Raw genomic sequence first — 24734 nt, forward strand, 5'->3', positions numbered from 1 at the left:
GCCCAGGCGCGAGATCACTTCCAGCGCAAGCCGTTCCATTTGCTCTCGATCTTCGGCGACGTCCGCGCCGACGGGATTGAGCAGCAGCATCTGTGCGCCCGCGTACATCACCTCTGACAGACCTCGGGCCACCTGCGCCGGGGTGCCGGTGACCGCGACATCCTCCAACCCGGACCGGCTCCCGTAGATGCGTTGCAGACCGGTCTGCGCGCGCTCGCGGGCCCGGTCGGCGTCGTCGTCGACCATCACGTACACCCGCTTGGCGATGGTGAACCCGGCGGCGTCTCGGCGCTGCTCGGCGAGTTCGCCGCGCACGATGCGCACGGCCTCGGTGAAGGCGGCCGTGGTGGAGGACCCGGCCCCGATGAAGGCGTCGCCGAGGCGCGCCGCCCGCACCAGTGCCGCCGGTGCGCGCCCGCCGAACCAGATCGGGGGATGTGGGCGTTGCACGGGTTTGGGCTGGATCGGCAAATCGTCGACGTCACGGAACCGGCCGTGGAAGTTCACCCGTGGCTCATCGGACCAGGCGGCCCGCATCAGTTCCAGGCCTTCGGTGAAATACCTTACGTGCGTTGACTTCTCGACCCCGAACGCGCCGAACCGGCGCGAACCCCCGCCGGCCACCACACCGAGGTCCAGACGTCCCTGGCTGAGCCGGTCGACGGCGGTCACGGCCGACGCGAGCTGCAGCGGATCGTGCAGCGAGGTCACCAGCACGGCGACCCCCAGCCGCAGTCGTTGCGTGCACGCCGCGGCGTAGGCCAACAGTTCCAGCGGTGCCAGTAGGGGGGACTCGCCGACGGCCTGCTCGAGCGTCCACCCGCCTTCGAATCCGAGTTCCTCGGCACGCGCGAGATAGGCGCGTAACTGAGCAGTCTCCAAATCCGCTGAGCCGAGTTGGGGAATCGAGATGGAGAACCTCACCCGGTCCACCGTACGGGTGGCGCGTCGGTGCGGATCGGTAGGCTTCAAAGATGTTCGCCTTCATGCCAACCCTGCCAGGAATCGATGACGTGCGGGCCCTGGTCAACCGGGTAGACACCGCCCGTCACCACGGCGTACCCAACGGTTGCGTGCTGGAGTTCAACCTGAGCAGCATGCCGCCGGAGAGCACCGGGTTCGACCCGATCACGATCATCACCGGCGGCGGGCGGCAACTGTCGCTGCGCGAGGCGGTCGCGGCCATTCACCGTGCCACGGAGGACCCACGGGTGGCCGGGCTGATCGCGCGGGTGCAGCTGCCGCCGTCGCCGATCGGTGCGGTCCAGGAACTGCGGGACGCCATCGAGGCGTTCAGCGCCGTCAAGCCGTCGCTGGCCTGGGCGGAGACCTTTCCGGGCACGCTGTCCTACTACCTGGCCTCGGCGTTCCGTGAGGTCTGGATGCAGCCGTCGGGCGAGGTCGGGCTGATCGGCTTCGCGTCCCAGGCGTTGTTCCTGCGCGATGCACTGGACAAGGCCGGCATCGAAGCGCAGTTCATCGCGCGGGGCGAATACAAGTCGGCGGCAAACCTTTTCACCGAAGGGGGCTTCACCGAAGCGCACCGGGAGGCCGTGACCCGCATGCTGGAAAGCCTGCAGTCCCAGGTCTGGCAGGCCGTCGCCCACTCCCGCGACATCGACGCCGGCGCGCTGGACGAACTGGCCGACCGCGCCCCGCTGCTGCGGGACGACGCGCTTGCCTCCGGCCTGGTGGACCGGATCGGATTCCGTGACGAGGCCTACGGCCGAATGGCGGAACTGGCTCTCGGAGAACATGATTCGTCGGCTGCGGAAGAAATCGACCCGGACGAGAAGCCGCCCCGGATGTATCTGGCGCGTTACGCCGGTACGGCCCGGTCGCGGTTGGCGCCGCCGGTGCCGTCCATCCCGGGTCGCCGGCCCAAGCCGGTCATCGCCGTGGTCAACGTGGAGGGTGCCATCGTCAACGGACGCGGTGGGCCACAGGGTCTTCCGTTCGGCCCGTCGAACGCCGGCGGCGACACCATTGCGGCAGCGCTGCGGGAGGCGGCGGCCGACGACGCAATCTCGGCGATCGTCCTGCGGGTGGACAGCCCCGGTGGTTCGGTGACTGCATCGGAGACGATCTGGCGTGAGGTGAAGCGCGCCCGCGAGCGCGGTAAGCCGGTGGTCGCCTCGATGGGTTCGGTGGCCGCGTCCGGTGGTTACTACGTCTCGATGGGCGCCGACGCCATCGTGGCGAACCCGGGGACCATCACCGGTTCGATCGGTGTGATCACCGGCAAGCTGGTGGTCCGGGATCTCAAGGACCGGCTCGGCGTGGGCTCGGACACGGTGCGCACCAACGCCAACGCCGACGCCTGGTCGGTCGACGCGCCGTTCACCCCGGAGCAGCAGGCGCATCGGGAAGCCGAGGCGGATCTGTTCTACACCGACTTCGTCGAGCGGGCCGCGCACGGCCGTAACCTGACCACTCAGGACGTGGATGCCGTTGCGCGCGGCCGGGTTTGGACCGGATCCGATGCCCTCGAGCGCGGTCTGGTCGACGAGTTGGGTGGCCTGCGGACCGCGGTGCGCCGCGCCAAGGTGCTGGCCGGACTGGATCCCGACGTCGAGGCGCGGGTGGTCAGTTACCCGGGGTCGTCGCTGCTGGACATGCTGCGGCCACGAGCGTCGTCGCAGCCGGCCGCGGCGTCGCTGCCCGAAGCCGTCGGGGCGTTACTCACCCGCTCGGTCCTGGGGATCGTCGGCCAGGTCGAGCAGACGATGAGCGGTGCCAGCGTGCTGTGGTTGGGACAGTCGCGGTTTTAGAGGGCTAACCGGCCAGGCGGGCGCTGATGAAGATGATCTCGCCCAGCGGGTCGTCCTCGCTGGGGTCGGGGACACGCAACCCGTGGCGTCGGAACAGTTCGGTGCGGGTCACTCCGTCGGCCTCCCAGCCCTTGGCGCGCAGATAGTCGACCACGTGGTTGCGTTCACCGGCGTAGACCAGGGATGCCATGTCGATGTCCACGCCGTGGTCGCGTAACGACGGAGACATGTCCCGGACCTTGTCGGCGTCGAAATCCACGATGCCAGGCACGAATTCGGTGGCGATGGTGCTGCCCGGGACGCTGAGCGCGGCGATGTTGTCGAACAGCCGGTCCTGGGCGTCGGGCGGCAGATAGATCAGCAGACCCTCGGCCAGCCATGCCGTCGGCTGGCTCGGGTCCAGGCCGGCTTCGCGCAGCGCCGTCGGCCAGTCTCCGCGCAGATCGATGGCGACGGTGCGCCGGACAGCGGTGGGCTCGGCGCCGAGGTCGGCCAGCGTGGTCGTCTTGAACTCGATCACCTGCGGTTGGTCGATCTCGTAGACCACCGTCCCGTCCGGCCACGGCAACCGGTAGGCGCGGGCGTCCAACCCCGAGGCCAGGATCACCACCTGACGGACCCCGGCGCCGGTGGCTTCGGCGAAGTACTCGTCAAAGTACTTGGTGCGCACGCCCATTCCGTCGATCATCGCCTGTACCCGCTCCGGGGTGATGTTCTCGAACGCGTCGGGGTCGAGTTCACCGTCGAGCATCTTGGTGAAGAAATCCACCCCGACCGCGCGTACGAGTGGTTCGGCGAACGGGTCGTCGATCAGGCCGTCGGGGGACTTGGTCACCATCGCGCGCCCGGCCGCGACCATGGTCGCGGTGGCGCCGACGCTGGACGCCAGATCCCAGTTGTCGTCGTGAGCGCGTGGCATGCCTACAGGGTCCCACTGACGTAAAGCATCTCGACCACCGGTGCATCCTCCTCCACCACGGCCGGCGGAAGACCGTTGGCCGCCCGCAACTCGGGAAGCGGGATAGCGGTCATGCGCCAGCCGCGCTCGGACAGATACGCCGAAGCTTCGTTGCGCTCGCCGAGGTAGATGAGATTGCCCATGTCGATGTCGAAACCGTTTGATCGCCAACGCTCGGAAACCTTGTGCATGTGCTGTTCGAGTTGGCTGTCGTCGACGGGCTCGGTTCTGTTCATGCCCTCGGTGGCCAACCGGCTGCCCGGTGCGCTGAGTTCGGTGATCGTGTCCAGCAGCCGGTCCTGGGCTTCTGGCGGTAGGTAACCCAACAGCCCCTCCGCGCTCCACGCGGTGGCCTGGGTGGCGTCGAATCCGGCTTCGCGCAATGCCGTTGGCCAGTCGTCCCGCAGGTCGACGGCCACGGTGCGCCGGTCCGCACTGGGTGCGGCACCCAGCTCGGCCAGGGTGCGGGACTTGAACTCGATGACCTGCGGCTGGTCGATCTCGTAGACCACGGTCCCGTCCGGCCACGGCAGCCGGTAGGCCCGCGCATCCAGCCCGGAGGCCAGGATCACGGCCTGTTTGATGCCCGCCGCCGTCGCCTCCAGGAAGAACTCGTCGAAGAACTTGGTGCGGACCGCCATGTTCTCCGCGACGTTGGCGACGCCGCTGAACGGGCGCTGCGGATCGTTGTCGAGCTCGGCGACGGTGGTCTCCCCGGACGCCAGCCGAGTGAGGAGGTCCACGCCGACGGCGCGCACCAGCGGCTCGGCGAACGGGTCGTTGATCAGCGGGTTCTCGGCGCGCGTCGCCATCGCGCGGCCGGCGGCCACCATGGTCGCGGTCACCCCGACACTGGAGGCAAGATCCCAGGTGTCGCCGTCGTATCGTGCTCCGCTGGAAGTCATGGGATGCCTCATTCGCTCGTGACCAATTGATACTTAGCCAACATAACAAATCTTTCGCACCGAAACCGGTCCCCAAGCCTTCGCTGCACGGCAACCTGGAGCCATGACTGACCCGAGTTCGTTTCGGTTGGCAGGCAAACGGGTGCTCATCACGGGTGCCTCTTCGGGCGTGGGTGCGGCCCTGGCCAGGATGGCGGCTGGCCAAGGGGCGGTGGTGGGGCTGATCGCCCGCCGGAAGGACCGGCTGACCGAGGTACTGGCCGACTGCCGCGCCACCTCGCCGGATTCGGTGATGTGGACGGCCGACCTCGCCGACGCCATCACCGCCAGCCGGTTGGCGCTGCAGGCCTGGCATGCGATGGGTGGGATCGACGTGCTGGTCAACAACGCCGCCATCCCCAAACGGCGGGCCGTGACCGCACTCAAGCCCGACGAGGTCGAGGCCGTCCTGCAGGTCAACTTCGTCGCCGCGATGCGGCTGACGCTGGCCCTGCTGCCGCGGATGCTGGCGCGGCGGTCGGGGCTGATCGTCAATGTGGCCAGTATCGCCGGGCGCCTCGGCATCAAAGGTGAATCCGCTTACTGCGCAAGCAAGTTCGCGTTGTGCGGCTGGAGCGAAGCGATGGCGATCGATTTGGTGAACACCGGCGTCGCGGTGAAGTTGATCCAGCTCGGCCCCGTCGACACCGAGATCTGGGACCAGCCCGACAACGACGAACCCTTCTACCGCGGGCCCAAGGTCGCGGCCGACGAAGCCGCCCGGGGCATCATCGCAGCCCTCGGGACCGATCGATTCGAGCATTACGTGCCCGACCTGAAAGCGGTGGTCGACGCCAAGAACGCCGACCTCGACGCATTCATCGCCGGTGCCGCGGCCATGGGACGGCAGTGAAAGCGCTCGTCTACGGTGTGGCGCCGGAGCCGGTCCAGGTTCCCGACGACGCCGGCCCACTGGTGCGCAACCTCGCCCATACCCCGACGGCTTTGCGGCAAGTGCCCGATCCGGCTCTGCTGCGCCCGGATTGGGTGATCACCCGGCCGCGGTTGACCGGCATCTGCGGATCGGATTCCAAGCAGATCCTGATGGACTTCGGCGAGGACGACGCGGACAACGCGATGGCGGCGTTCTGTTCCTTCCCGCAGGTCATGGGCCACGAGGTGGTTGCCGACGTGATCGAGTTGGGACCCGGCGCCCGGGGACTCGAGGTCGGCCAACGCGTGGTGCTCAATCCCTGGCTGTCCTGCGTGCCGCGCGGCATCGAAAAGCTCTGCCGCGCTTGTGAAAACGGCGACTACAGCCTGTGCTGGAGCTTCACCGACGGGGACATCAAGGCCGGCATCCACACCGGTGTCTCGGCTGAGGTCACCGGCGGCTACGCCGAGTTGATGCCCGCCCACGACAGCATGCTTTTTCCGGTGCCGGACTCGCTGCCCGACGACGCGGCCGTGTTCGCCGACCCGTTCTCGGTGTCCCTGCACGCGATCACCAGACATCCGCCACCTGCCTCGGGACGCGCGCTGGTCTACGGCGCCGGGTCGCTGGGGCTGTGCGCGGTCGCGATACTTCGGGCGCTCTATCCGGACGTGGCGGTGGCGGTGGTGGCTCGTTTCGACGCCCAGGCCGAGCTGGCCCGCGGGTTCGGGGCCGCCAAAGTTGTTGCGCACGAACCGCGTCTGGCCGTCATCGAGGAATTGGCGGCCTGGGGCGGGGGCCGGTTACGGCAGCCGCTGCTGGGGTTGCCGATGGCCCATCCCGGCGCGGTCGACGTCGTCTACGACACCGTCGGCAAGCCGGAGACCTTCGAAGTCGGGGTGCGGGTGCTGACCGCGCGGGGAACGCTGGTCAAGGCGGGGGTGCACGCGCCCGGGCGGTGGGAGTGGAGCCCGCTGTACTTCAAGGAGATCAGCTGGGTCGGGTCCAACGCGTTCGGCGTCGAGGAGGTCGACGGGCAGCGCAAGCACGCCATCGAGCACTACCTCGACCTCGTGACTGCCGGCCGAATCGACCTGCGCCCCATGCTCACTCACACCTTCCGTTTGGAGCAATGGCGCGAGGCCTTTCTGGCGATCGCCGATCAGGGCCGTAGCGGCGCGGTGAAGGTGGCGATCGATCAGCGCTGATCGTGAGCCATCGTCTGCGCGTTACGGCGATCACCGCATTCGAGCTGCCGTCGGCGCCGGCTACCTGCAGCGTCGAGACGATATTCTCCGACTATTGAGTTCCGGTACATTTCCCGCTCGATCGCGGAAGTGCGCTTCGGGCAGGCGAAGTGGCGGCCGCTGATGTCGCGACCGGCTAGGCCGGGCGGGTGGCGCGGTAATACACCAACTGTCCGAGTAGGCGATGCGGCTGCACGCCGACCTGCGTGCACTCGAATCCGGCCGCCCGCAACAGGTCCGGGATGGGGCAGGCGGCATGGTGGTGTTGGTGCCGCAGCAGTCGTGTCAACAATCCACTGTGGGTATGGGCTTCACCACCGATATCGACCAGGTGCAGGCTGCCGCCCGGACGCAGCACCCGCAGAACCTCGGCCGCTGCAGCCGGTTTCGCATCGTCGGGAAGATGATGCAGCATCATCGACGAGAGCACCCGGTCGAATTCGCCGTCGGCATAGGGCAATCGCTCGGCATACGCCTGGTCGAACCGAATCCCGCTCAAGCCGGTCGCCTTGCGTCGCGCCCGGTCCAAGATCTGCGGGTCGGGATCGGACCCGACGGCATCGATTCCGGGCCGGGAGCGCTTGGCCGCGATGATGACATTGCCGGTGCCGCAACCGATTTCCAGGACACGCTGGCCGTCGGCGAGTTCGGCCTGAGCGACGAGCCGGGGATAGACGCGGGTGAGTCCCATCAGCGGGGCGATCAGGTCATACGCGGGCAGCAGGGCAGGATGAGCCGTGGCCGGAAGATAGTCATGTGAATGATGTTTGGTCACGGCATCCATTCTGTCGCGCTGTAGCGCCGAACAATTGGGTGATTGTCGTCCAAATAGGGACTATCTTTGGTTTCATGTCCACCCGCCTCAGCCGGCACCGCGGTGGTGTGCCCGTCTATCGGTACCGAAGTGATCCGGACACGCCTCCCGTCTCGGTAGCCCGTCGCGACGAACTCGTCGAGCCGCACGCGCATATCCACGATTTTCCCGCCCTGTGGTACACCCCGGTTGCGGGCGTGGTTCGGGTGGTCGCGCCCGGCAAGGTGCTCGAGCCACAACAGATAGTTGCGGCTGAGGACGGGTTCGCGGTGTTCTTCGATCCGGCGGCTCTCGGCGGTGATGCGGGGTCGCCGTGGCCGGCCTGGCAGACACATCCGCTGCTGTTCCCGTTCCTGCACGGTGAGGCCGGCGGGGTGCTGTGTCTGGAGGTGCCCGCCGACCGGCGATCGGTGTGGGATGCCGCAATCCGCGCGATCGCCACCGAGTTGAGCGAGCGTCAGGAGGGTTACCGCCAGGCCGCCCTGGCGCACCTGACGCTGCTGCTGATCGAACTCGCCCGCCTGGCCCACGACGTGGTGGCCGATCTTCGTCGTAACGGCGAACCGCTGCTGGCCGAAGTGTTCGCGGTGATCGACGAGCGCCGCGGTGAGCCGCTGTCGCTGCGGGACGTGGCAGCCGAGGTCGGACTGACACCCGGGCACCTGACGACCGTGGTACGCCGTCGCACCGGGCGCACCGTGCAGGAGTGGATCATCGAGCGCCGGATGGCGGCGGCACGCGACCTGCTCGCCGAGACGGATCTCCCCGTCGGCGAGGTCGCCCGGCGGGTCGGCATATCCGATCCCGGGTACTTCAGCAGACTCTTCAGCCGTACACACGGCGGCACCCCTCGGCAGTGGCGCGCCGGCCAGGGCGCCCATCGAGTGTGAATCGCCCGACGCGCCCCCGGCGTGTCGGGTCGTAGAAGTCCCGCTCGGCGGCGGTATCCGTTGACAGCCCGACTCGAACACTGTTCTAATCAGAACGTTGTTCGGAAGAAACAACGCGGGAGGCGGCGTGGCGGCACCGGTGCTGCGATACGGAGCCCTGGACCGCGCGCATCTGACAAGGCATCTGTGGCAGTTGGCCAAACGAGTCGGCGTCAACCGGGTCACCATGCGCGCGTTGGCCGCTTGAAGCCGGAACCAGGCCGTCGTCGGTGTACTACCACGTGCGCGACAAGTCCGAACTGCTCGACCTGCTGATCGAATCGGTACTCGCGCAGATCGAGGTGCCGCCCCACGGCGATTGGGAGTCGCGTCTGGTCGCGCTCTACACCAGTGCCTGGACCGTGCTCATCGAGGTGCCGGGCATCGCGGCCCTGCTGTTGGACCATCCGCACACCGCCGCGGCGACCGAGATGGACCGGGCATCGCGGGCCATCCTGCACGAATCCGGTTTGCCTACTCCGCAATTCGAAGCGGCCCACACTGCGCTGTACATCCACCTGCTGGGGTCGGTGCAGCTCGCCCACCTGAATGCGGTGGACCAGCAGACCTTCACTTATGGGCTGCGGCTGATTATCAACGGGCTGCGCGAGGAGATCCGATGACCGACACCACAATCGACCTCGCCCATCCGGCGATCTGGGCGTCGCAGTTCCCCGAAGACTTGTTCGCCCAATTGCGCGCCCGCACCCCGGTGTTTCACCAGCAGCTCACCGAGGACGTCAAATCCGCTGTCGGACGCGAATTCTGGGTGTGCACCAGGCATACCGACGTGGCGCGAGTGCACCGCGATTACGAGTCGTTCACCGCAACTCGCGGCCCGCTGATCCAGGACATGCCGCTGTTCGACATCTATCCCGCGATCGTGAGCCTGGACCCCCCCGACCACACCGTCCGCCGCAGGGTGATCACCCGGGCGTTCACGCCACGCGCGGTGGCCAAGCTGGAAGACGGGATCCGGGCCCGGGCCAAGGCGATGGCGGGCGCGCTGCTGGACGCCGGCGGTGGCGAATTCGTCGATCTGGCAGCGGGATTGCCGATATCGGTGATCGGTGACATCGTCGGCATCCCCGAGCAGGACCGGTCCCATGTCTTCGGTCTGATCGATACGGTGCTCAAGACCGCGGGCGGGCAGCTGTCGATCCCGGGGGGCGACGACCTGATGCCCTTCATGGAACTGTTTCAATACGCCAGCGATCTGACCGCCCGCAAGCGCGCCGATCCCGTCGACGACATCTGGAGCGCACTGTGCACCACCGAGATCACCGCGGAGACGGGGGAGACGTTCTTACTGCCGGCCAACGAGTTGGAGATCTTCTTCTTCATCCTGGGGTTGGCGGGCGCCGACACCACACGAAATGCATTGTGCGACGGCATCAGAGCGTTCATCGCCAATCCCGAACAGATCGCGATCTACCGGTCGGATCCCGACGCGCGTCGCACCGCGGTCGAGGAAGTGATCCGATATTCCACACCCATCATGTTCTGGGTGCGTGGGGCGACCAAGGACGTCATCCTCGGTGACACGCCGGTCCCGGCGGGCGCACGCGTGGTGACCATGTTGCGCTCGGCCAACCGCGACGAAGACGTCTTCGTCGATCCCTATCGCTTCGACATCCGTCGTGATCCCAATCCACATCAATCCTTTGGCGGCGGCGGTGCCCATCACTGCCTGGGTGCCATGCTGGCCCGGGCTGAGGTCAGGGCCGCCCTCGACGAAATACTGTTGAACACCAACGAGATTGAGCTCGAGCAGCCGAGGCTGCTGCTGCCGAACATGGCCAACAACATGACCGTCTACGAGTCACTGCCGGTCAGCCTCAATTAGAGCGGTCCGATGTCCAGCCACTGGTCGACGTCGAACCGGTCCTCGACGGTGCGCAGGGTAGCCCCGCCACGACCCGGATAGTGCGCCGGCACGACAGCGGCGCCGGCCGCGATCGCCTCGGTGAAGATCCGGCGCCGGGTGACCGCGGCGGCGTCGGCGTCCACGTCGAACGCGCACGCATCATCGGGTCGACGTATTTGCAGCGGACTGTGCGTGAGGTCGCCGACGAAGACCGTCGGCCGGCCCGCATCCAGCCACAGCACCGACGAACCCGGCGTGTGCCCGGGGGCGGGGAGCAGTCGCAGCGACGGGCTGATCTGATAGTCGTCGGACCACTGGACGATCTGGTGGTCGACGGGCAGGACGCTGTCCTCGAAGACGAGGCGGTGACTCAACTGTTCTTCTTCGGTCAGTGCCGCGGTCGCGTCGGGGTGGAAGTAACGGTAGTCGGCTTGGGGTACCAGGTAGCGGGCGTTGGGAAACGTCGGCACCCAGGAATCGTTGTCGCGCATGGTGTTCCATCCGACATGGTCGGAATGGAGATGGGTGTTGACCACGACGTCGACGTCGTTGCGGTCGACCCCGGCCGACTCCAGTGCGGTCAGGAACGGAGTGTCCAGGTGATCCAGCGGCGGCAGCTGCGGGCGGGCGCGGTCGTTGCCGACGCCGGTGTCCACCACGACGGTCAAACCGTCGACCTCGACGATCCAGCTCTGGACCGCGATATGCCACCGATCGGTGCCAGGGTCGAAGAAGTGCGGCACCAGCAGGTCGGCGTTGTCGTCCCATCCCTGCGCCGGCGTGTGCGCGAAGGCACCGGTGGGCAGGTCGAACCGCAGTTCCACCACTCGCGTCAGGCGGGCGCGGCCGAGCTGTACCGGGATCATCTCCCTCCTCGCGGTGAGCGTGAATTACGCGACGCAAGTGCCGCGTGTCGCGTCGCAGAATTCACGGTGGGCGCGTAAAACAACGCGGTTCAGGAGTTCGCTCGCAGGTAGCTGTACACCCCGGCGAAATTGCGGTTGACTTCCTCCGGTACCGGCACCGGCCCGCCGAGCGCCCTTGCACCCCAGGCTATTTGCGCGGTGCGCTCGACCAGGGCGGTGATGTGCAGCACCTTGTCGGGCCGCGGGCCCACCGCCACCAGACCATGGTTGGCGATCAGCGCGGCCCCGCGGCCCTCCAAAGCCTTGACCGCATTGGCACCGACATCTGGCGTGCCCGACGCGGCGTACTCGGCGCAGCGGACATCGCCACCGCAGTAGACCGCGAATTCGTCGATGCAGGCCGGAATCGGCTGGTGCGCAACGGCGAACATGGTCGCCCACACCGGATGGCTGTGGATGACGCTGCCGATGTCGTCGAAGGCGTGGAAACACGCCAGGTGCAGCGCCATCTCGGTGGACGGCATGCGGCCTTCCTTCGCGTGCAGCACGGCGCCGTCGGGGTCGACCAGCACCAGGTCGTCGAGCGCCATGTCCGCGTAGTCGACCGACGACGGCGTGATCACCAGGTTGCCGTCGGGGCGGCGCGCCGAGATGTTGCCGGCCGTCCCTTCGACCAGGCCCCGGCGCAGCATGTCCTTGGCCGCGGCCAACACCGCGGCTTCGGTGTCCTCCACGAACTTCATGAGCCCAGCACCTCCGGGTTGACGATATGGGCGGGTCTCGCGCCGGACAGCAGTGCCTCCAGATCGTCGGCAACCATCTGCGCCTGCCGGGCCTCAGTGTTCCACGTGGCCCCACCGATGTGCGGGGTCAGCACGACGTTGGGCATGGCCGTCAGCGGGTGATCGGTGGGCAGCCATTCGCCGGCGAAATGATCCAGGCCGGCGGCGGCCACCTTGCCGCTGCGCAACGCCTCGACCAATGCGTCGGTGTCGTGCAGCTGGGCGCGCGCGGTGTTGAGGAAGACGACACCGTCGCGCATAGCGGCGAACTCGCGGGCGCCGATCATCCCGGCGGTGTCCTCGGTGACCGGCGCGTGCAGCGAGACGACGTCGGATTCGGCCAGCAGCTCGTCGAGGCTGTGCTGAGCCTCATCGCTGTACGGGTCGTAGGCGATGACCCGCAGGCCCAGCCCGGCCAGCCGCCAGCGGGTGGCCCGGCCGACGGCGCCCAAACCCACCAGTCCGGCGGTCAGTCCCGAGATCTCGGGGCCGCGGAACCGCTGATACGGGATAGTGCCGTCGCGAAACATGTTGCCGCTGCGCACATCCGCGTCCGCGGTCAGCAACCCGCGGGTGGCGGCCAGCAGCAACGCCACCGTCAGCTCGGCGACGGCGTCGGCGTTGCGCCCGGGGGTGTACAACACCGGGACGCCGGCGGCGGAGGCGGCGGGCACATCCACGTTGTTGGGGTCGCCGCGGGTGGACGCCACCGCCCGCAGACCCAGCTGCAGCACCGGTCCCTTGACCGAATCACCTTCCACCACAATGATATCGGCAGCTTCAGCAGTGATCCGCTCGGCCAGTTGTTCGGCGCTGTAGATGCGGAGCGGCTCGAGCTCACGTATCCATGGGTCGTACACCACGTCGACCAGCCGGCGCAGTTTGTCGAACCCCGGTCCGCGCAGCGGGGCGGTTACCAGGGCACGCGGTCGAGGGGTCACGTCTGCCAATGCTGGCGTACCGTGACGCCCGTGTCACGCGAAGACGTCACGATCGGCATCGACGTCGGCACCACGGCGGCCAAAGCGGTCGCGGCCGACGAGAACGGCCGCGTGCTGGCGCGGGTGCGGATCCCGCATCAGCTGAGGGTGCCCGAGCCCGACCAACTCGAACACGACGCCGACGAGGCGTGGCGCCAGGGTCCGGTGGTGGCGTTGCACCGACTGGCCGAACCCGCGACGCGCAGGGTGCAGGCGGTGGCGGTGTCGTCGATGGTGCCGTCGATGACGGCCGTCGACACCGCGGGCCGTCCCGTCACACCGGGCCTGCTGTACGGCGACAGCCGCGGCCGGGTGCTCGACGCGCCCGAGCAACCGGTCCCGGCGGTGGGCGAGGCGGCCGAGTTCCTGCGCTGGACGGCGGCGCAAGCGCCGGAAGCCGCCGGGTACTGGCCCGCGCCGGCGGTGGCCAACCACGCGCTGGCCGGCGAGGCGGTGGTCGACTTCGCCACCGCCATCACCACGCTTCCGTTGTTCGACGGAACGGGATGGAACCCCGCGGCGTGCGCCGACTGCGGCGCCCGCGTCGAGCAGATGCCGCGGGTCGAGACCTTCGGTGCGCCGGTGGGGCAGGTGCATGCCGCCTCGAAGGATTCGGCCGTGCTGGCCACCGGGGCGATCGACGCGTTGTGCGAGCAGATCGTCGCCGGCGCCGATCACGACGGCGACGTGCTGGTGCTGTGCGGCACCACGCTGATCGTCTGGATCACGGTTCCCGAAGCCAGGCAGGTGCCCGGGTTGTGGACCATCCCGCACACGGCGCCGGGCAAAAGCATGATCGGCGGGGCCAGCAATGCCGGCGGGTTGTTCCTTGGATGGGTGGATCGTGTTCTGGCGCAAGGTGATCCGACGACGGGCGACCCGCGGCGGGTTCCGGTCTGGCTGCCCTACATCCGCGGCGAACGCACCCCGTTCCATGACCCGGACCGGCGCGCGCTGCTGGACGGGGTGGATCTCACGCACGACTCCGCAGCGCTGCGGCGCGCGGCCTACGAGGCCTCGGGATTCGTCGTCCGGCAGATCCTGGAATTGAGCGGCGCTCGGGTGCGGCGCATCGTCGCTTCGGGCGGCGGCACCCGGGTGCAGCCTTGGATGCAAGCCCTCGCGGACGTGACCGGTCGCCCGGTCGAAATCTCCGCGGTCCCGGAGGGAGCCGCGCTGGGTGCGGCGTTCCTGGCCCGGCTGGCCGTCGGCCTGGAATCGGTGATCACCGACGCCGCCCGCTGGGCACGCGTCGGGCACGTCGTCGAACCCCGCCCGGAGTGGATCGGGCCGACCAAGGACCGGTATCGGCGGTTCCTGGAACTCAGTGGATCGCGATTGAGCCACAGCTAGTGGTCAGTGCGGATGAGTTCAATCGCTCCCGAGACCTGTTGAACGCCTTCATATATCACCATGGCACCGATGAGAAAGATATGGGATACTGCTATGCGTCTCGGGTTCTCGCTGGTGCGCTAACGTGTCACGCAGAGCAGTCGACCGCGACCTCGAGAGCCGTGCAAATGGCGCGCATCCGCGTGTCGGCGAGCCTGCCAAGCCGATTCACCAACACCCCGACCGACACACTTTCGACCGAGTCCAAATTCACCGCGGAACGGCGTGGGATCGGATCCAGACCCGGTTCAAGAACAACCTCGCTGGCCAGCCCACGGATGTTTGTGGTGCAGGGAGCGACGAGTGCCCGTCGAAGCCGCGGGATCGCCGCATCGCGCGACAGCACAACTACTGGACGTCGGCCGATTCCGGCCATTTCGCACCACCACACCTCTCCGCGCGCCGGAAGTGCGCTCACGAGTCCCCAGCCGCCCGGCGCCACGACGCTAGATCGCCCCACTCGTCGGGCTTATCAATGGGGTGCTTGTCGTAGGCCGCATAGCTCGCATCCACCTCAGCCGATCGATGACGAGCAAGTAATGCCCCAAGGGCCTCGTCGATCAGCGCTGCGTCAGTGATCCCGCTCCGCACGCTGCGTGCACTGCTCAACAGCAGGGAATCGACAGTAGTGCTCAGGCGTATGCGATTCATGCCATTATTATGCTACGACTGCGGTGCAAACTCCGCTGCAAGTTTGTTGGCGATCAACCTGGTGAAGCGCGCGGCGACCTCCGGGCTCAGGGCCTCCTCAGCGGCGGAAGGCACCGTGCCGTGGCCGGCCTTCGCGAAGCGCGAATTGAGGCCGAAGCCACGAAATGTCAAGAACCGGTACCGAAGGATCGGTGGCGCGCATCCGCGCGTGGCGTTCTAGGCTTATGCAATGACCGACCACGACCAGACCGCCGTTCGTCGAGAGATCGCAGACGCCTTGCTGGCCGCGCTGGAACGCCGGCATGAGGTCGCCGATGCCATCGTGGAAGCCAAGAACAAGTCCGCCGCGGTCGAGGCGATCGTTAAGTTGCTGGGCACCTCGCATCTCGCCGCCGAAGCCGTGATGAGTATGTCGTTCGACCAGCTCACCCAGGATGCGCGGGCGAAGATCCTGGCCGAGCTCGACGACCTGAACAAGCAGCTCAGCTTCGCTCTCCAGGAGCGGCCGGCCAGCTCGGGGGAGACTCTGGAGCTGCGGGCGTTCTCGGCCGCCGAAGACCGTGACATCTTCACCACCCGCACCGAAGAGATCAAGTTCGCCGGTGACGGATCCGGTGCGCCCGCCGGCAGCATCGACGACGAGATCAGCAAGGCGCTCAAACGGCTGCACGACGAAGAGGCCGTGTGGTTCGTGGCCGAGGATTCCGGGGAGAAAGTCGGGATGGTGTTCGGCGAACTCCTGCATGGCGAGGTGAACGTCCGGATCTGGATTCACCCCGAGCACCGCAAGAAGGGTTTCGGCACCGCGGCGCTGCGCAAGTCACGCTCGGAGATGGCCTGGGCCTTCCCGGCCGTCCCGATGGTGGTGCGCGCGCCCGCCGCTAACCCCGAGTAGCGCAACGCGTTTCGCGGTCAGCCCCGGGTCGCGGTGACCGTGACGATGTTGCGCAGTTGAGCCAACTCGGAGTCGTCGGGGAAGGTGCGACCGAATTCGGCGAACAGCTCCCGCCGGGGCCGGGTGTTGACCTGCCACCCGAGTCCGGTCAGGTAGTCGACCACGTTGCTGCGCTTACCGTCGTAGAACAGTCCCGCCAGGTCGATGTCGCAGCCGAAACTGGCCCACCGCCGGTTGAACTGCTGTGCGCGTTCGGCCATCGCCACGCCCGAGTCGGGGTGGTATTCGGTGGCCAGCCGGCTGCCCGGCCCGCTCAGCGCGGTGATGTTGTCGAACAGTTGGTCCTGCGCTTGCGGCGGGAGGTACATCAACAGACCCTCGGCAATCCAGGCCGTGGCCAGATTCGGGTCGAAACCGTTGCCGCGCAACGCCGTCGGCCAGTCGTCGCGTAGGTCCACGCCGACCCACTTGCGGTGCGCCGACGGGGTGGCGCCCAGCGCCGACATCGCGGTGTTCTTGAACTCGATGACCTCGGGCTGGTCGATTTCGTACACGACGACGCCCCGCGGCCATTTCAACCGGTAGCTGCGCGCGTCCAGACCGGCGGCCAGGATGACCACTTGCGCAACCCCGGCACGGGCGGCGTCGAGGAGGAATTCGTCGAAGAAGCGGGTGCGGACGGCAATGGAGTCGATCTCCAACGCGAAGTCGTGCTCGGGAGCGTCGTCCGCCAGGTTGCCGTCGAGCAGGCGGACGAAGAAGTCGACGCCGACGGCTCGCACCAGCGGCGCCGCGAACGGATCGGTGATGACGGGGTTGTCCTGCTCGCTGGCCACGGCTCGGGCGGCGGCGACCATTGTCGCGGTGGCTCCCACGCTGGAGGCCAGATCCCAGCTGTCGCCGCTGGCTCGCTGTGACTGGGTAGGCATCGTCACTGCCGCTCCGCGCTGAGGAAGACCACCTCGCCGAACGGGGCGTCGTCACCTTCGGCCGCTTGCAGCCCGTGCTCGGCGAACAGTTCGGCGTTGGCCGCCGTGGCCGTCTGCCAGCCGTGGGCCGTGAGGTAGGTGTCCGCGTCGGTGCGGTCGTCGAAATACACCAGCGCGGCCATGTCGAAGTCCAGCCCGTGCCGGCTCCAGCGCTCGTTCTGGCGACGCATCCGGCGCCGCAGTTCGTCCTCGTTGAGCTCGTTGATGTCGAGCAGTCCTTCGGTGGCGAAGCGGCTGCCCGGCACGCTCAGCGCCGTGATCTGATCGAGCAGCCGGTCCTGGGCTTCGCCCGGCAGATACCCCAGTAACCCCTCGGCTATCCAGGCCGTGCGCTGGGTGGCGTCGAAACCGGCTTCGCGCAGGGCGGCAGGCCAGTCTTCGCGTAGGTCGACGGCCACCGTCCGGCGGTCGGCGGTGGGTTGGGCGCCCAGGCCGGACAGCGTCGCGGTCTTGAACTCGATCACCGCGGGCTGGTCGACCTCGAACACCGTCGTGCCCGACGGCCATGGCAGCCGGTAGGCGCGCGAGTCCAGACCCGCGGCCAAGATGACGGCCTGCCGGATCCCGGCACCGGTGGCAGAGCTGAAGAAGTCGTCGAAGAACCTGGTCCGGACGGCCATTGCGTTGGCGAAATGCACCGTGCCGGTTGCCGTTTCCTCGTCGAGGTCGGTCAGATCGAGTTCACCGGTGGCGAGCCGGGTGAAGAAGTCGACACCGACGGCGCGCACCAGCGGCTCGGCGAACTGGTCGGTGGCCACCGCCCCCGCGCCCTCGGCGTCCCGTGCGGCCACGGCCCGAGCTGCGGCGACCATGGTTGCCGTCAACCCCACACTGGACGCCAGGTCCCACGTGTCACCTTCGAACCGCGCGCTGCCCATCTGGGTCATCGAACAAACTCCCCACATACATTTCTGTTATTTAGCAAATATAACGAGCAACCCAGACTGTACGCCGCGCTCGGGGCCGGCACGGTGCCGTTACAGGACCAGCGGTGAAAGGCTGTTAGTCTCGTACACGGTTTGACGCGCCTGTATCGTGGCAGGCCGTACGTCCTGGCCTGCTGGTATCGGGCACGTGCACGCGGAATAACCCAGGAATGATCAGGAACAGGACCCAGCCGGCCAATCCCGGTTGGCATGCCGCGACCACAGTTCGGCTGCGCAGGAGGAAGAGTGCTTTCGGCTTTCATCTCATCGCTGCGAACAGTCGACCTGAGACGGAAGATCCTCTTCACGCTGGCGATCGTCGTGCTGTACCGGGTCGGCGCCGCGTTGCCGTCGCCCGGGGTGAACTTCCCCAACGTCCAGCAGTGCATCAAAGAGGCCAGCGGCGGCCAGGCCGGACAGATCTACTCGCTGATCAACCTGTTCTCCGGCGGTGCGCTGCTGAAGCTGACGGTGTTCGCGGTCGGAGTGATGCCCTACATCACCGCCAGCATCATCGTGCAGCTGCTCACCGTGGTCATTCCGCGGTTCGAAGAGCTGCGTAAGGAAGGTCAGTCCGGTCAGGCGAAGATGACGCAGTACACGCGTTATCTGGCGATCGCGTTGGCCGTCCTGCAAGCCACCAGCATCGTGGCGCTGGCTGCCAACGGCGGCCTGCTGCAGGGTTGCTCGCTGGACATTCTCGCCGATCAGAGCATCTTCGCCGAGATCGTGATCGTGCTGGTGATGACCGCCGGCGCCGCCCTGGTGATGTGGATGGGCGAACTGATCACCGAACGCGGTATCGGCAACGGCATGTCGTTGCTGATCTTCGTCGGCATCGCCGCACGCATCCCGGCCGAGGGCAACCAGATCCTGCAGAGCCGCGGCGGCATGATCTTCGCCGCGGTGCTCGCGGCGGCGCTGCTCATCATCGTCGGTGTGGTGTTCGTCGAGCAGGGGCAGCGACGGATCCCGGTGCAGTACGCCAAGCGCATGGTGGGCCGCCGGATGTACGGCGGAACGTCGACATATCTGCCGCTGAAGGTCAACCAGGCCGGCGTCATCCCGGTCATCTTCGCGTCCTCGTTGATCTACATCCCCAACCTGATCACCCAGCTGGTGAACAGCGGCAGCGGCGGTGCCGGTCACGGTTGGTGGTCCAAATTCGTCTCGACCTACCTGTCGGACCCCAGCAACGCGGTATACATCGGCATCTACTTCGGCTTGATCATCTTCTTCACGTACTTCTACGTGTCGATCACGTTCAATCCCGACGAACGTGCCGACGAGATGAAGAAATTCGGCGGCTTCATTCCCGGTATCCGGCCCGGCCGTCCCACGGCGGATTATCTGCGTCATGTGCTGAGCCGAATCACCCTGCCGGGCTCTATCTACCTCGGCTTGATCTCCGTGCTACCCAACGTGTTCCTGCAGATGGGCAACAGCGGCGGGATACAGAATCTACCCTTCGGGGGTACCGCGGTTCTGATCATGATCGGCGTCGGGTTGGATACGGTCAAACAGATCGAGAGTCAGCTCATGCAGCGCAACTACGAAGGGTTCCTCAAGTGAGAGTGGTATTGCTTGGACCGCCCGGGGCGGGCAAGGGGACGCAAGCGCAGAAGCTGGCCGAAAAACTCGACATTCCGCACATCTCCACCGGTGACCTGTTTCGATCCAACATCAAAGAGGGCACCAAGCTGGGCCTGGAAGCCAAGGGATACCTGGACGCCGGCGATCTGGTGCCGTCCGAACTGACCAACCAACTCGTCGACGACCGGCTCGACAATTCCGATGCGGCGAACGGTTTCATCCTGGACGGGTATCCGCGCTCGGTCGAGCAGGCCAAGGCGTTGCACGACATGCTGCAACGACGCGGCACCGACATCGACGCGGTGGTGGAGTTCCGGGTGTCCGAAGACGAGCTGCTGGAACGCCTCAAGGGCCGAGGCCGGGACGACGACACCGAGGAAGTCATCCGCAACCGGATGAAGGTCTATCAGGGTGAGACCGCGCCGTTGCTGGACTACTACCGCGACGAGTTGAAGACGGTGGACGCCGTCGGCAGCATGGATGAGGTGTTTGCCCGCGCACTGCAAGCCCTCGGCAAATAGCTGATGGGTGCCCTGGCACGGCTGCGGGGCCGCAGGACCGTACCCCAGCGCACCGCCGCTGAACTCGATGCCATGGCCGCGGCCGGCGGCGTCGTCGCAGCCGCGTTACGCGCGGTGCAGGCGGCCGCAGTCGCCGGGGTGTCCACCCTGAGCCTGGACGAGGTCGCCGAATCGGTGATTCGCGAAGCCGGTGCCGTCCCGTCCTTCCTGGGCTATCACGGGTATCCGGCATCGATCTGCGCTTCGGTCAATGACCGTGTCGTGCACGGCATCCCGTCGGCCGCCGAGGTGTTGATGCCCGGAGATCTGGTGTCCATCGACTGCGGCGCGGTGCTGGACGGCTGGCACGGCGATGCGGCTGTCACTTTCGGGATCGGCGCTTTGATCCCCGCCGACGAGGCGTTGTCGCAGGCGACGAAGGAGTCGCTGGAGGCCGGCATCGCGGCGATGGTCGTCGGCAATCGGCTGACCGACGTCTCCCATGCCATCGAGACCGGTACGCACGCCGCCGCGGCTCGCTACGACCGGGCGTTCGGGATCGTCGAAGGTTACGGCGGCCACGGCATCGGCCGGCAGATGCACCTGGACCCGTTCCTGCCCAACGAGGGCAGTCCGGGCCGGGGACCCCTGCTGGCGACGGGTTCGGTGCTGGCTATCGAACCGATGCTGACGCTGGGCACCGGTAAGACCACCGTCCTGGACGACAAGTGGACGGTCACCACCGTCGACGGGTCGCGAGCGGCGCACTGGGAGCACACGGTCGCCGTGACCGAAGAAGGTCCGCGCATCCTGACCGTTTGAACCTGCGGGTCCTCCGCCTCGTGTCAGTAGGCGGGAGGTGATCGAGTGGCTCGTGTGGCCGGCGCTCGGAGTGCGTCCGTGGGTGCCGAAGCCGCTTTGATGAAAGCGCTCTACGATGAGCATGCCGCGGTGCTGTGGCGCTACGCGCTGCGGCTGACAGCCGACGCCAATCAGGCCGAGGACGTGGTGCAGGAGACGCTTTTGCGGGCGTGGCAGCATCCGGAAGTCGTCGGCGACAGCACGCGGTCCGCGCGGGCGTGGCTGTTCACCGTCGCCCGCAACATGGTCATCGACGATCGGCGCAGCGCACGTCACCGCAACGTCGTCGGCTCCACCGACGAGGCCGGTGCGCCGGAGCCGGCCGGGCCGGACGAGGTGAACGCCGCGCTGGACCGCTTGTTGATCGCCGACGCGATGGCCCAACTGTCCGCCGAACACCGGACCGTGATCGAACGGTCCTACTACCGCGGCTGGACCACCGCGCAGATAGCCACAGACCTGGGGATTGCGGAAGGAACCGTGAAGTCGCGACTGCACTACGCCGTGCGGGGGTTGCGGCTGGCGCTGCAGGAACTCGGAGTCACACGATGATGTTCGAGGAGGGGGACGAAATGGACGACCACGCCTACGCGATGTGGGATGCCGCGTACGTGTTGGGGGCGTTGTCGGCGGACGAACGACGTGAGTTCGAAGCGCATTTGGCTACGTGCTCGCCGTGCCGGGCCGCGGTCGCCGAGTTGTGCGGCGTTCCGGCGCTACTCGGGCAGCTCAGACGGGAGGATGTGACGGCGATCGACTCGGCGACGACGCAGCCGCCGGCCGGGTTGTTGCCGTCGTTGCTGGACTCCGTGCGCCGGCGGCGTCGACGTGCTCGGGTGGCGACCTGGGCGGCGGCTGCGGTCGCGGCAGCGGTGCTCGGTGTCGGTGTGCTGGTCGGTGTGCAGGGGTCCCTGTTCGGTGGCGCACCCCAGAACGCGGCCGTGTCGGTGCAGCCGATGGCGCAGATCGGCACCGAGCTGCTGACTTCGACTGTCTCGCTCAGCAGCCAACGCTGGGGGACCGCCATCAACCTGCAGTGCTACTGCCTGGCTCCGACCGACGCCCACCACGACACCTTGGCCATGGTGGTGGTCGGTCGCGACGGCAGCCAAACGCGGCTTGCGACCTGGGTGGCCGAGCCGGGCCACACCGCCACCCCGGCGGGCAGCACTTCCACGCCGATGGATCAAATCGCCTCGGTGCAGGTTGTTTCCGCCGACAACGGCCGGGTTCTGTTGGAGCGTGCCTTCTGAGCGGGTAAGAAAAGGTGCGTGGCCGACTCTGCGAAGCGTGATCCGATCGCGGCGGCGCGGACCAACTGGGAACGGGCCGGGTGGGGAGAGGTCTCCCAGGGCATGGTGGCGGTGACGTCGGTGATGCGGGCGCATCAGATCCTGCTGGCCCGGGTGGAGGCCGCGCTGCGCCCCTACGATCTGAGCTTCTCCCGCTACGAACTGTTGCGGTTGTTGGCGTTCAGTCGCACCGGAGCGTTGCCGATCACCAAAGCCTCCGACCGGCTGCAGGTGCATGTCACCAGCGTCACGCATGCCATCCGGCGGCTGGAAGCCGACGGGCTGGTGCGACGGGTGCCGCATCCCACTGACGGGCGCACCACGCTGGTGCAGATCACCGAACTCGGCCGCTCCACCGTCGAGGACGCCACGGTCACGCTGAACGAGCAGGTGTTCGCCGATATCGGCATGGCGGCCGAGGAATCGCAGGCGCTGGTGTCGTCGATCGAGACGTTGCGCCGCAACGCCGGTGACTTTTGAGCGCGAGCAGACGCAAAAGCCCCTCATTTCCGCTGGAAATGGGGGCTTTTGCGTCTGCTCGCGCGAATGTCAGGTGGCCCGCAGCAACTCGATGATGGCGCTGAAGTCCTTGTCGGAGTGCTCGGTCGCGAACTCGGCGTAGATCTTTGCCGCGTGGGTGCCCAGCGGAGCGGCCGCACCGGTCGAGGCCACCGCGTCCATCGCCAGGCCCAGGTCTTTGTTCATCAGCGCGGTGGCGAAGCCGGGCTTGAAGTCGTTGTTGGCCGGCGATGTCGGAACCGGGCCTGGTACAGGGCAATTCGTGCTCACGGCCCAGCAGTTACCGGTGGCGCCGGTGATGACGTCGAACAGCGACTGCGCCGCGAGGCCCAGTTTCTCGGCGAGCACGAACGCCTCGCCGATCGCGATCTGCTGCACCGCCAGCACCATGTTGTTGCACAACTTGGCCGCCTGCCCGGCGCCGGCCGCGCCGCAATGAATGATCTTGCCCGCCATGGGTTCCAGCACGGGGCGGGCCCGGTCCAGCACCGCCTCGTCGCCTCCGACCATGAATGCCAGCGTGCCGGCCACCGCTCCCTTGACGCCACCGGAAACCGGGGCGTCGAGCTGGGCCAGGCCGTGAGTTTCGGCGAGCGCGTGCACCGCGCGGGCGTCGTCGACCGAGATGGTGGAGCTGTCGATGAACAGCGCACCGGACTGTGCGGCGCGCAGCACTTCGTCGTAGCAGCTTTTCACCACATGGCCGTTGGGCAGCATGGTGATGACCACCTCGGCCTCGGCCACCGCCTCGGCGGCGGTAGCGCACAGGTTGGCTCCCGTTTCGGCCGCCGCGGCTCCCGCGACGGGGTCGAACCCGAATACGTTGTGCCCGGCCGCAACCAGGTTGGCCGCCATCGGCGCGCCCATGTGACCCAAACCGAGGACCGCGACGTCGAAAACCTCAGTCATGCGTGCCTTTCTAGGCTGTCGCTGCTTTGAAACGCGTGGCCTCAGCGCGGCCGATCACCACCCGCATGATCTCGTTGGTGCCTTCCAGGATGCGGTGCACCCGCAGGTCACGCACGATCTTCTCCAGCCCGTACTCGCGCAGGTAGCCGTAGCCGCCGTGCAGTTGTAACGCCTGGTCGGCGACGTCGAAGCAGGTGTCGGTGACGTAGCGCTTGGCCATCGCGCACAGCTCGACCTTGCCGGCGTCGTCGTCGTCCAGCGCAGTTGCCGCCCGCCACAACATCATTCGTGATGTCTCCAGTCCGGTGGCCATGTCGGCCAAGGCGAACCGGATGGTGGGTTCGTCGAGCAAGGATCCCCCGAATGCCTGCCGGTCGCGGACGTAGGCGCCGGCCTTGTCAAAGGCGGCCTGCGCACCGCCCAGCGAGCATGCGGCGATGTTGAGCCGGCCGCCGTTGAGGCCGTTCATCGCAATCCCGAACCCGGTGCCTTCGCCTTCGGCGCCGCCCAGCATGGCGTCGGCCGGCACCCGTACTCCGTTGAGTATCACTTGGGCGGTGGGTTGGGCGTGCCAGCCCATCTTCTGTTCCATCGCCCCGAAACTCAGCCCGGGCGTGTCCTTTTCGACGACGAACGCCGAAATTCCGCGCGGCCCTTCGCTTCCGGTGCGGGCCATGATGACGTACACGTCGGAGGTGCCGGCGCCGGAGATGAACTGTTTGACGCCGTCGAGCACGTAATCCGAACCCTGTTTGACCGCACGGGTGCTCAGCGCGCTGGCGTCGGAACCGGCGCCCGGCTCGGTCAGGCAATAGCTGGCGATGACGTCCATCGACGCCAGTCGCGGGACCCACGCCTTGCGCTGCTCTTCGGTGCCGTAGCGGTCGATCATCCAGGAGCACATGTTGTGGATCGACAGGAACGCGGCGGTGACCGGGTCGGCCATGGCGAGTTGTTCGAAGATGCGCACGCCGTCGAGGCGCCGCAGTCCGCTACCGCCCACGTCCTCCCGACAGTAGATCGCTGCCATGCCGAGTTCGGCGGCTTCGCGCAGCACGTCGGTCGGGAAGTGGTTGGTCGCATCCCATTCCAGGGCGTAGGGGGCCAGACGCTTGTCGGCGAAGGCTGCCGCCGTCTCGGTGATCACCCGTTCTTCGTCGTCGAGAGTGAACATT

At 67.3% G+C, this 24734-nt stretch carries 27 protein-coding genes and 1 pseudogene; 14 read left to right on the plus strand and 14 right to left on the minus strand.

Going from position 1 to position 24734, the window contains the following annotated elements; translation table 11 throughout:
• Positions 1-924, minus strand: a 924-nt coding sequence (locus AC5Y47_RS01765; protein WP_499941434.1) for an LLM class flavin-dependent oxidoreductase, incomplete at its 3' end; no start/stop codon positions are given.
• 50 nt (positions 925-974) lie between these two features.
• On the opposite strand from AC5Y47_RS01765, the gene sppA reads away from it, so the two are divergent.
• Positions 975-2771, plus strand: a complete 1797-nt coding sequence (gene sppA, locus AC5Y47_RS01770) for a signal peptide peptidase SppA (RefSeq protein WP_499941435.1) — start codon at positions 975-977, stop codon at positions 2769-2771.
• Between the two features lie 4 nt (positions 2772-2775).
• Here sppA and AC5Y47_RS01775 read toward each other — a convergent pair whose 3' ends face one another.
• Together AC5Y47_RS01775 and AC5Y47_RS01780 are read right to left on the minus strand one after the other, a co-directional pair.
• Positions 2776-3690, minus strand: a complete 915-nt coding sequence (locus tag AC5Y47_RS01775) for a class I SAM-dependent methyltransferase (RefSeq protein WP_499941437.1) — start codon at positions 3688-3690, stop codon at positions 2776-2778.
• 2 nt (positions 3691-3692) lie between these two features.
• Positions 3693-4634 carry a class I SAM-dependent methyltransferase gene (locus tag AC5Y47_RS01780; protein ID WP_499941438.1) on the minus strand — a complete coding sequence of 314 codons (942 nt, stop codon included), beginning with the start codon at positions 4632-4634 and terminating at the stop codon, positions 3693-3695.
• A gap of 127 nt (positions 4635-4761) precedes the next feature.
• Here AC5Y47_RS01780 and AC5Y47_RS01785 point away from each other — a divergent pair, with 127 nt between their 5' ends.
• Complete coding sequence (locus AC5Y47_RS01785; protein WP_499941865.1) at positions 4762-5526, plus strand: SDR family NAD(P)-dependent oxidoreductase; 765 nt, start codon at positions 4762-4764, stop codon at positions 5524-5526.
• The gene (locus AC5Y47_RS01790; RefSeq protein ID WP_499941440.1) at positions 5523-6755 is read left to right on the plus strand and encodes a zinc-dependent alcohol dehydrogenase; all 1233 of its coding nucleotides are present in this window, start codon (positions 5523-5525) and stop codon (positions 6753-6755) included. Before AC5Y47_RS01785 ends, AC5Y47_RS01790 begins: the two co-directional genes overlap by 4 nt.
• A 175-nt stretch (positions 6756-6930) precedes the next feature.
• On the opposite strand, the gene AC5Y47_RS01795 is transcribed toward AC5Y47_RS01790, so the two are convergent.
• Positions 6931-7569, minus strand: a complete 639-nt coding sequence (locus AC5Y47_RS01795) for a class I SAM-dependent methyltransferase (protein ID WP_499941442.1) — start codon at positions 7567-7569, stop codon at positions 6931-6933.
• 74 nt (positions 7570-7643) lie between these two features.
• Here AC5Y47_RS01795 and AC5Y47_RS01800 point away from each other — a divergent pair, with 74 nt between their 5' ends.
• From AC5Y47_RS01800 to AC5Y47_RS01810, 3 genes are all read left to right on the plus strand, one after another.
• Positions 7644-8498 (plus strand): helix-turn-helix transcriptional regulator, encoded by an 855-nt coding sequence (locus tag AC5Y47_RS01800; protein WP_499941444.1) that lies wholly within the window; start codon positions 7644-7646, stop codon positions 8496-8498.
• Positions 8499-8767: 269 nt separating this feature from the next.
• A complete protein-coding gene (locus tag AC5Y47_RS01805) occupies positions 8768-9160 on the plus strand; it encodes a TetR/AcrR family transcriptional regulator (RefSeq protein WP_499941446.1) in 393 nt (130 codons plus the stop codon).
• The gene (locus AC5Y47_RS01810; protein ID WP_499941447.1) at positions 9157-10383 is read left to right on the plus strand and encodes a cytochrome P450; all 1227 of its coding nucleotides are present in this window, start codon (positions 9157-9159) and stop codon (positions 10381-10383) included. Before AC5Y47_RS01805 ends, AC5Y47_RS01810 begins: the two co-directional genes overlap by 4 nt.
• On the opposite strand, the gene AC5Y47_RS01815 is transcribed toward AC5Y47_RS01810, so the two are convergent.
• The 3 genes from AC5Y47_RS01815 to AC5Y47_RS01825 form a co-directional block, all read right to left on the minus strand.
• Positions 10380-11270, minus strand: coding sequence for an MBL fold metallo-hydrolase (locus tag AC5Y47_RS01815; protein ID WP_499941448.1), 891 nt, complete (start codon positions 11268-11270; stop codon positions 10380-10382). The genes AC5Y47_RS01810 and AC5Y47_RS01815 overlap by 4 nt on opposite strands.
• An 89-nt stretch (positions 11271-11359) precedes the next feature.
• On the minus strand, positions 11360-12013 hold the full coding sequence (locus tag AC5Y47_RS01820; protein ID WP_499941450.1) for an L-fuculose-phosphate aldolase: 654 nt from the start codon (positions 12011-12013) through the stop codon (positions 11360-11362).
• Positions 12010-12993 carry an NAD(P)-dependent oxidoreductase gene (locus AC5Y47_RS01825; RefSeq protein ID WP_499941452.1) on the minus strand — a complete coding sequence of 328 codons (984 nt, stop codon included), beginning with the start codon at positions 12991-12993 and terminating at the stop codon, positions 12010-12012. Before AC5Y47_RS01825 ends, AC5Y47_RS01820 begins: the two co-directional genes overlap by 4 nt.
• Positions 12994-13023: 30 nt before the next feature.
• Between AC5Y47_RS01825 and AC5Y47_RS01830 the strand changes: the two genes are divergently transcribed.
• Positions 13024-14385, plus strand: coding sequence for a xylulokinase (locus tag AC5Y47_RS01830; RefSeq protein ID WP_499941453.1), 1362 nt, complete (start codon positions 13024-13026; stop codon positions 14383-14385).
• A gap of 127 nt (positions 14386-14512) precedes the next feature.
• On the opposite strand, the gene AC5Y47_RS01835 is transcribed toward AC5Y47_RS01830, so the two are convergent.
• From AC5Y47_RS01835 to AC5Y47_RS01845, 3 genes and pseudogenes are all read right to left on the minus strand, one after another.
• Positions 14513-14842 carry a type II toxin-antitoxin system PemK/MazF family toxin gene (locus AC5Y47_RS01835; protein WP_499941867.1) on the minus strand — a complete coding sequence of 110 codons (330 nt, stop codon included), beginning with the start codon at positions 14840-14842 and terminating at the stop codon, positions 14513-14515.
• Positions 14839-15087 (minus strand): annotated as a pseudogene (locus AC5Y47_RS01840) (type II toxin-antitoxin system antitoxin MazE5); the annotation flags it as partial. The gene AC5Y47_RS01835 and the pseudogene AC5Y47_RS01840, both read right to left, overlap by 4 nt.
• Complete coding sequence (locus tag AC5Y47_RS01845; protein ID WP_499941455.1) at positions 15088-15246, minus strand: hypothetical protein; 159 nt, start codon at positions 15244-15246, stop codon at positions 15088-15090.
• Between the two features lie 58 nt (positions 15247-15304).
• Here AC5Y47_RS01845 and AC5Y47_RS01850 point away from each other — a divergent pair, with 58 nt between their 5' ends.
• Positions 15305-15970 (plus strand): GNAT family N-acetyltransferase, encoded by a 666-nt coding sequence (locus AC5Y47_RS01850; RefSeq protein ID WP_499941456.1) that lies wholly within the window; start codon positions 15305-15307, stop codon positions 15968-15970.
• A gap of 17 nt (positions 15971-15987) precedes the next feature.
• Here AC5Y47_RS01850 and AC5Y47_RS01855 read toward each other — a convergent pair whose 3' ends face one another.
• Together AC5Y47_RS01855 and AC5Y47_RS01860 are read right to left on the minus strand one after the other, a co-directional pair.
• Complete coding sequence (locus AC5Y47_RS01855; RefSeq protein WP_499941457.1) at positions 15988-16899, minus strand: class I SAM-dependent methyltransferase; 912 nt, start codon at positions 16897-16899, stop codon at positions 15988-15990.
• Positions 16900-16901: 2 nt separating this feature from the next.
• Positions 16902-17837 carry an SAM-dependent methyltransferase gene (locus AC5Y47_RS01860; protein ID WP_499941869.1) on the minus strand — a complete coding sequence of 312 codons (936 nt, stop codon included), beginning with the start codon at positions 17835-17837 and terminating at the stop codon, positions 16902-16904.
• 294 nt (positions 17838-18131) lie between these two features.
• Between AC5Y47_RS01860 and secY the strand changes: the two genes are divergently transcribed.
• From secY to AC5Y47_RS01890, 6 genes are read left to right on the plus strand one after another with little or no spacing between them, the layout of a single operon-like run.
• Positions 18132-19457, plus strand: a complete 1326-nt coding sequence (gene secY / locus AC5Y47_RS01865) for a preprotein translocase subunit SecY (protein WP_499941459.1) — start codon at positions 18132-18134, stop codon at positions 19455-19457.
• On the plus strand, positions 19454-19999 hold the full coding sequence (locus AC5Y47_RS01870; RefSeq protein WP_499941461.1) for an adenylate kinase: 546 nt from the start codon (positions 19454-19456) through the stop codon (positions 19997-19999). The genes secY and AC5Y47_RS01870 overlap by 4 nt, the downstream gene beginning before the upstream one ends.
• Before the next feature lie 3 nt (positions 20000-20002).
• Positions 20003-20800 (plus strand): type I methionyl aminopeptidase, encoded by a 798-nt coding sequence (gene map / locus AC5Y47_RS01875; RefSeq protein WP_499941463.1) that lies wholly within the window; start codon positions 20003-20005, stop codon positions 20798-20800.
• A gap of 45 nt (positions 20801-20845) precedes the next feature.
• Positions 20846-21391: a sigma-70 family RNA polymerase sigma factor gene (locus AC5Y47_RS01880; RefSeq protein WP_499941465.1), complete on the plus strand. Its 546-nt coding sequence runs from the start codon at positions 20846-20848 to the stop codon at positions 21389-21391.
• Complete coding sequence (locus AC5Y47_RS01885) at positions 21388-22092, plus strand: anti-sigma factor family protein (protein ID WP_499941467.1); 705 nt, start codon at positions 21388-21390, stop codon at positions 22090-22092. The genes AC5Y47_RS01880 and AC5Y47_RS01885 overlap by 4 nt, the downstream gene beginning before the upstream one ends.
• Positions 22093-22110: 18 nt before the next feature.
• Positions 22111-22611 (plus strand): MarR family transcriptional regulator, encoded by a 501-nt coding sequence (locus AC5Y47_RS01890; protein WP_499941469.1) that lies wholly within the window; start codon positions 22111-22113, stop codon positions 22609-22611.
• Between the two features lie 69 nt (positions 22612-22680).
• On the opposite strand, the gene mmsB is transcribed toward AC5Y47_RS01890, so the two are convergent.
• Positions 22681-23559, minus strand: coding sequence for a 3-hydroxyisobutyrate dehydrogenase (mmsB, locus tag AC5Y47_RS01895; RefSeq protein WP_499941471.1), 879 nt, complete (start codon positions 23557-23559; stop codon positions 22681-22683).
• Between the two features lie 10 nt (positions 23560-23569).
• Positions 23570-24733, minus strand: coding sequence for an acyl-CoA dehydrogenase family protein (locus AC5Y47_RS01900; protein ID WP_499941473.1), 1164 nt, complete (start codon positions 24731-24733; stop codon positions 23570-23572).
• Position 24734 lies beyond the last annotated feature (1 nt).

It is taken from the genome of Mycobacterium sp. NGS22 (genome assembly GCF_059813095.1).

Bases quoted from the DNA above. Each gene is read 5' to 3' on its own strand.
- sppA (WP_499941435.1), top strand. From the start codon at position 975: ATGTTCGCCTTCATGCCAACCCTGCCAGGAATCGATGACGTGCGGGCC.
- AC5Y47_RS01775 (WP_499941437.1), bottom strand. From the start codon at position 3,690: ATGCCACGCGCTCACGACGACAACTGGGATCTGGCGTCCAGCGTCGGC.
- AC5Y47_RS01780 (WP_499941438.1), bottom strand. From the start codon at position 4,634: ATGACTTCCAGCGGAGCACGATACGACGGCGACACCTGGGATCTTGCC.
- AC5Y47_RS01800 (WP_499941444.1), top strand. From the start codon at position 7,644: ATGTCCACCCGCCTCAGCCGGCACCGCGGTGGTGTGCCCGTCTATCGG.
- AC5Y47_RS01810 (WP_499941447.1), top strand. From the start codon at position 9,157: ATGACCGACACCACAATCGACCTCGCCCATCCGGCGATCTGGGCGTCG.
- AC5Y47_RS01815 (WP_499941448.1), bottom strand. From the start codon at position 11,270: ATGATCCCGGTACAGCTCGGCCGCGCCCGCCTGACGCGAGTGGTGGAA.
- AC5Y47_RS01820 (WP_499941450.1), bottom strand. From the start codon at position 12,013: ATGAAGTTCGTGGAGGACACCGAAGCCGCGGTGTTGGCCGCGGCCAAG.
- AC5Y47_RS01850 (WP_499941456.1), top strand. From the start codon at position 15,305: ATGACCGACCACGACCAGACCGCCGTTCGTCGAGAGATCGCAGACGCC.
- AC5Y47_RS01855 (WP_499941457.1), bottom strand. From the start codon at position 16,899: ATGCCTACCCAGTCACAGCGAGCCAGCGGCGACAGCTGGGATCTGGCC.
- AC5Y47_RS01860 (WP_499941869.1), bottom strand. From the start codon at position 17,837: ATGGGCAGCGCGCGGTTCGAAGGTGACACGTGGGACCTGGCGTCCAGT.
- map (WP_499941463.1), top strand. From the start codon at position 20,003: ATGGGTGCCCTGGCACGGCTGCGGGGCCGCAGGACCGTACCCCAGCGC.
- AC5Y47_RS01885 (WP_499941467.1), top strand. From the start codon at position 21,388: ATGATGTTCGAGGAGGGGGACGAAATGGACGACCACGCCTACGCGATG.
- mmsB (WP_499941471.1), bottom strand. From the start codon at position 23,559: ATGACTGAGGTTTTCGACGTCGCGGTCCTCGGTTTGGGTCACATGGGC.
- AC5Y47_RS01900 (WP_499941473.1), bottom strand. From the start codon at position 24,733: ATGTTCACTCTCGACGACGAAGAACGGGTGATCACCGAGACGGCGGCA.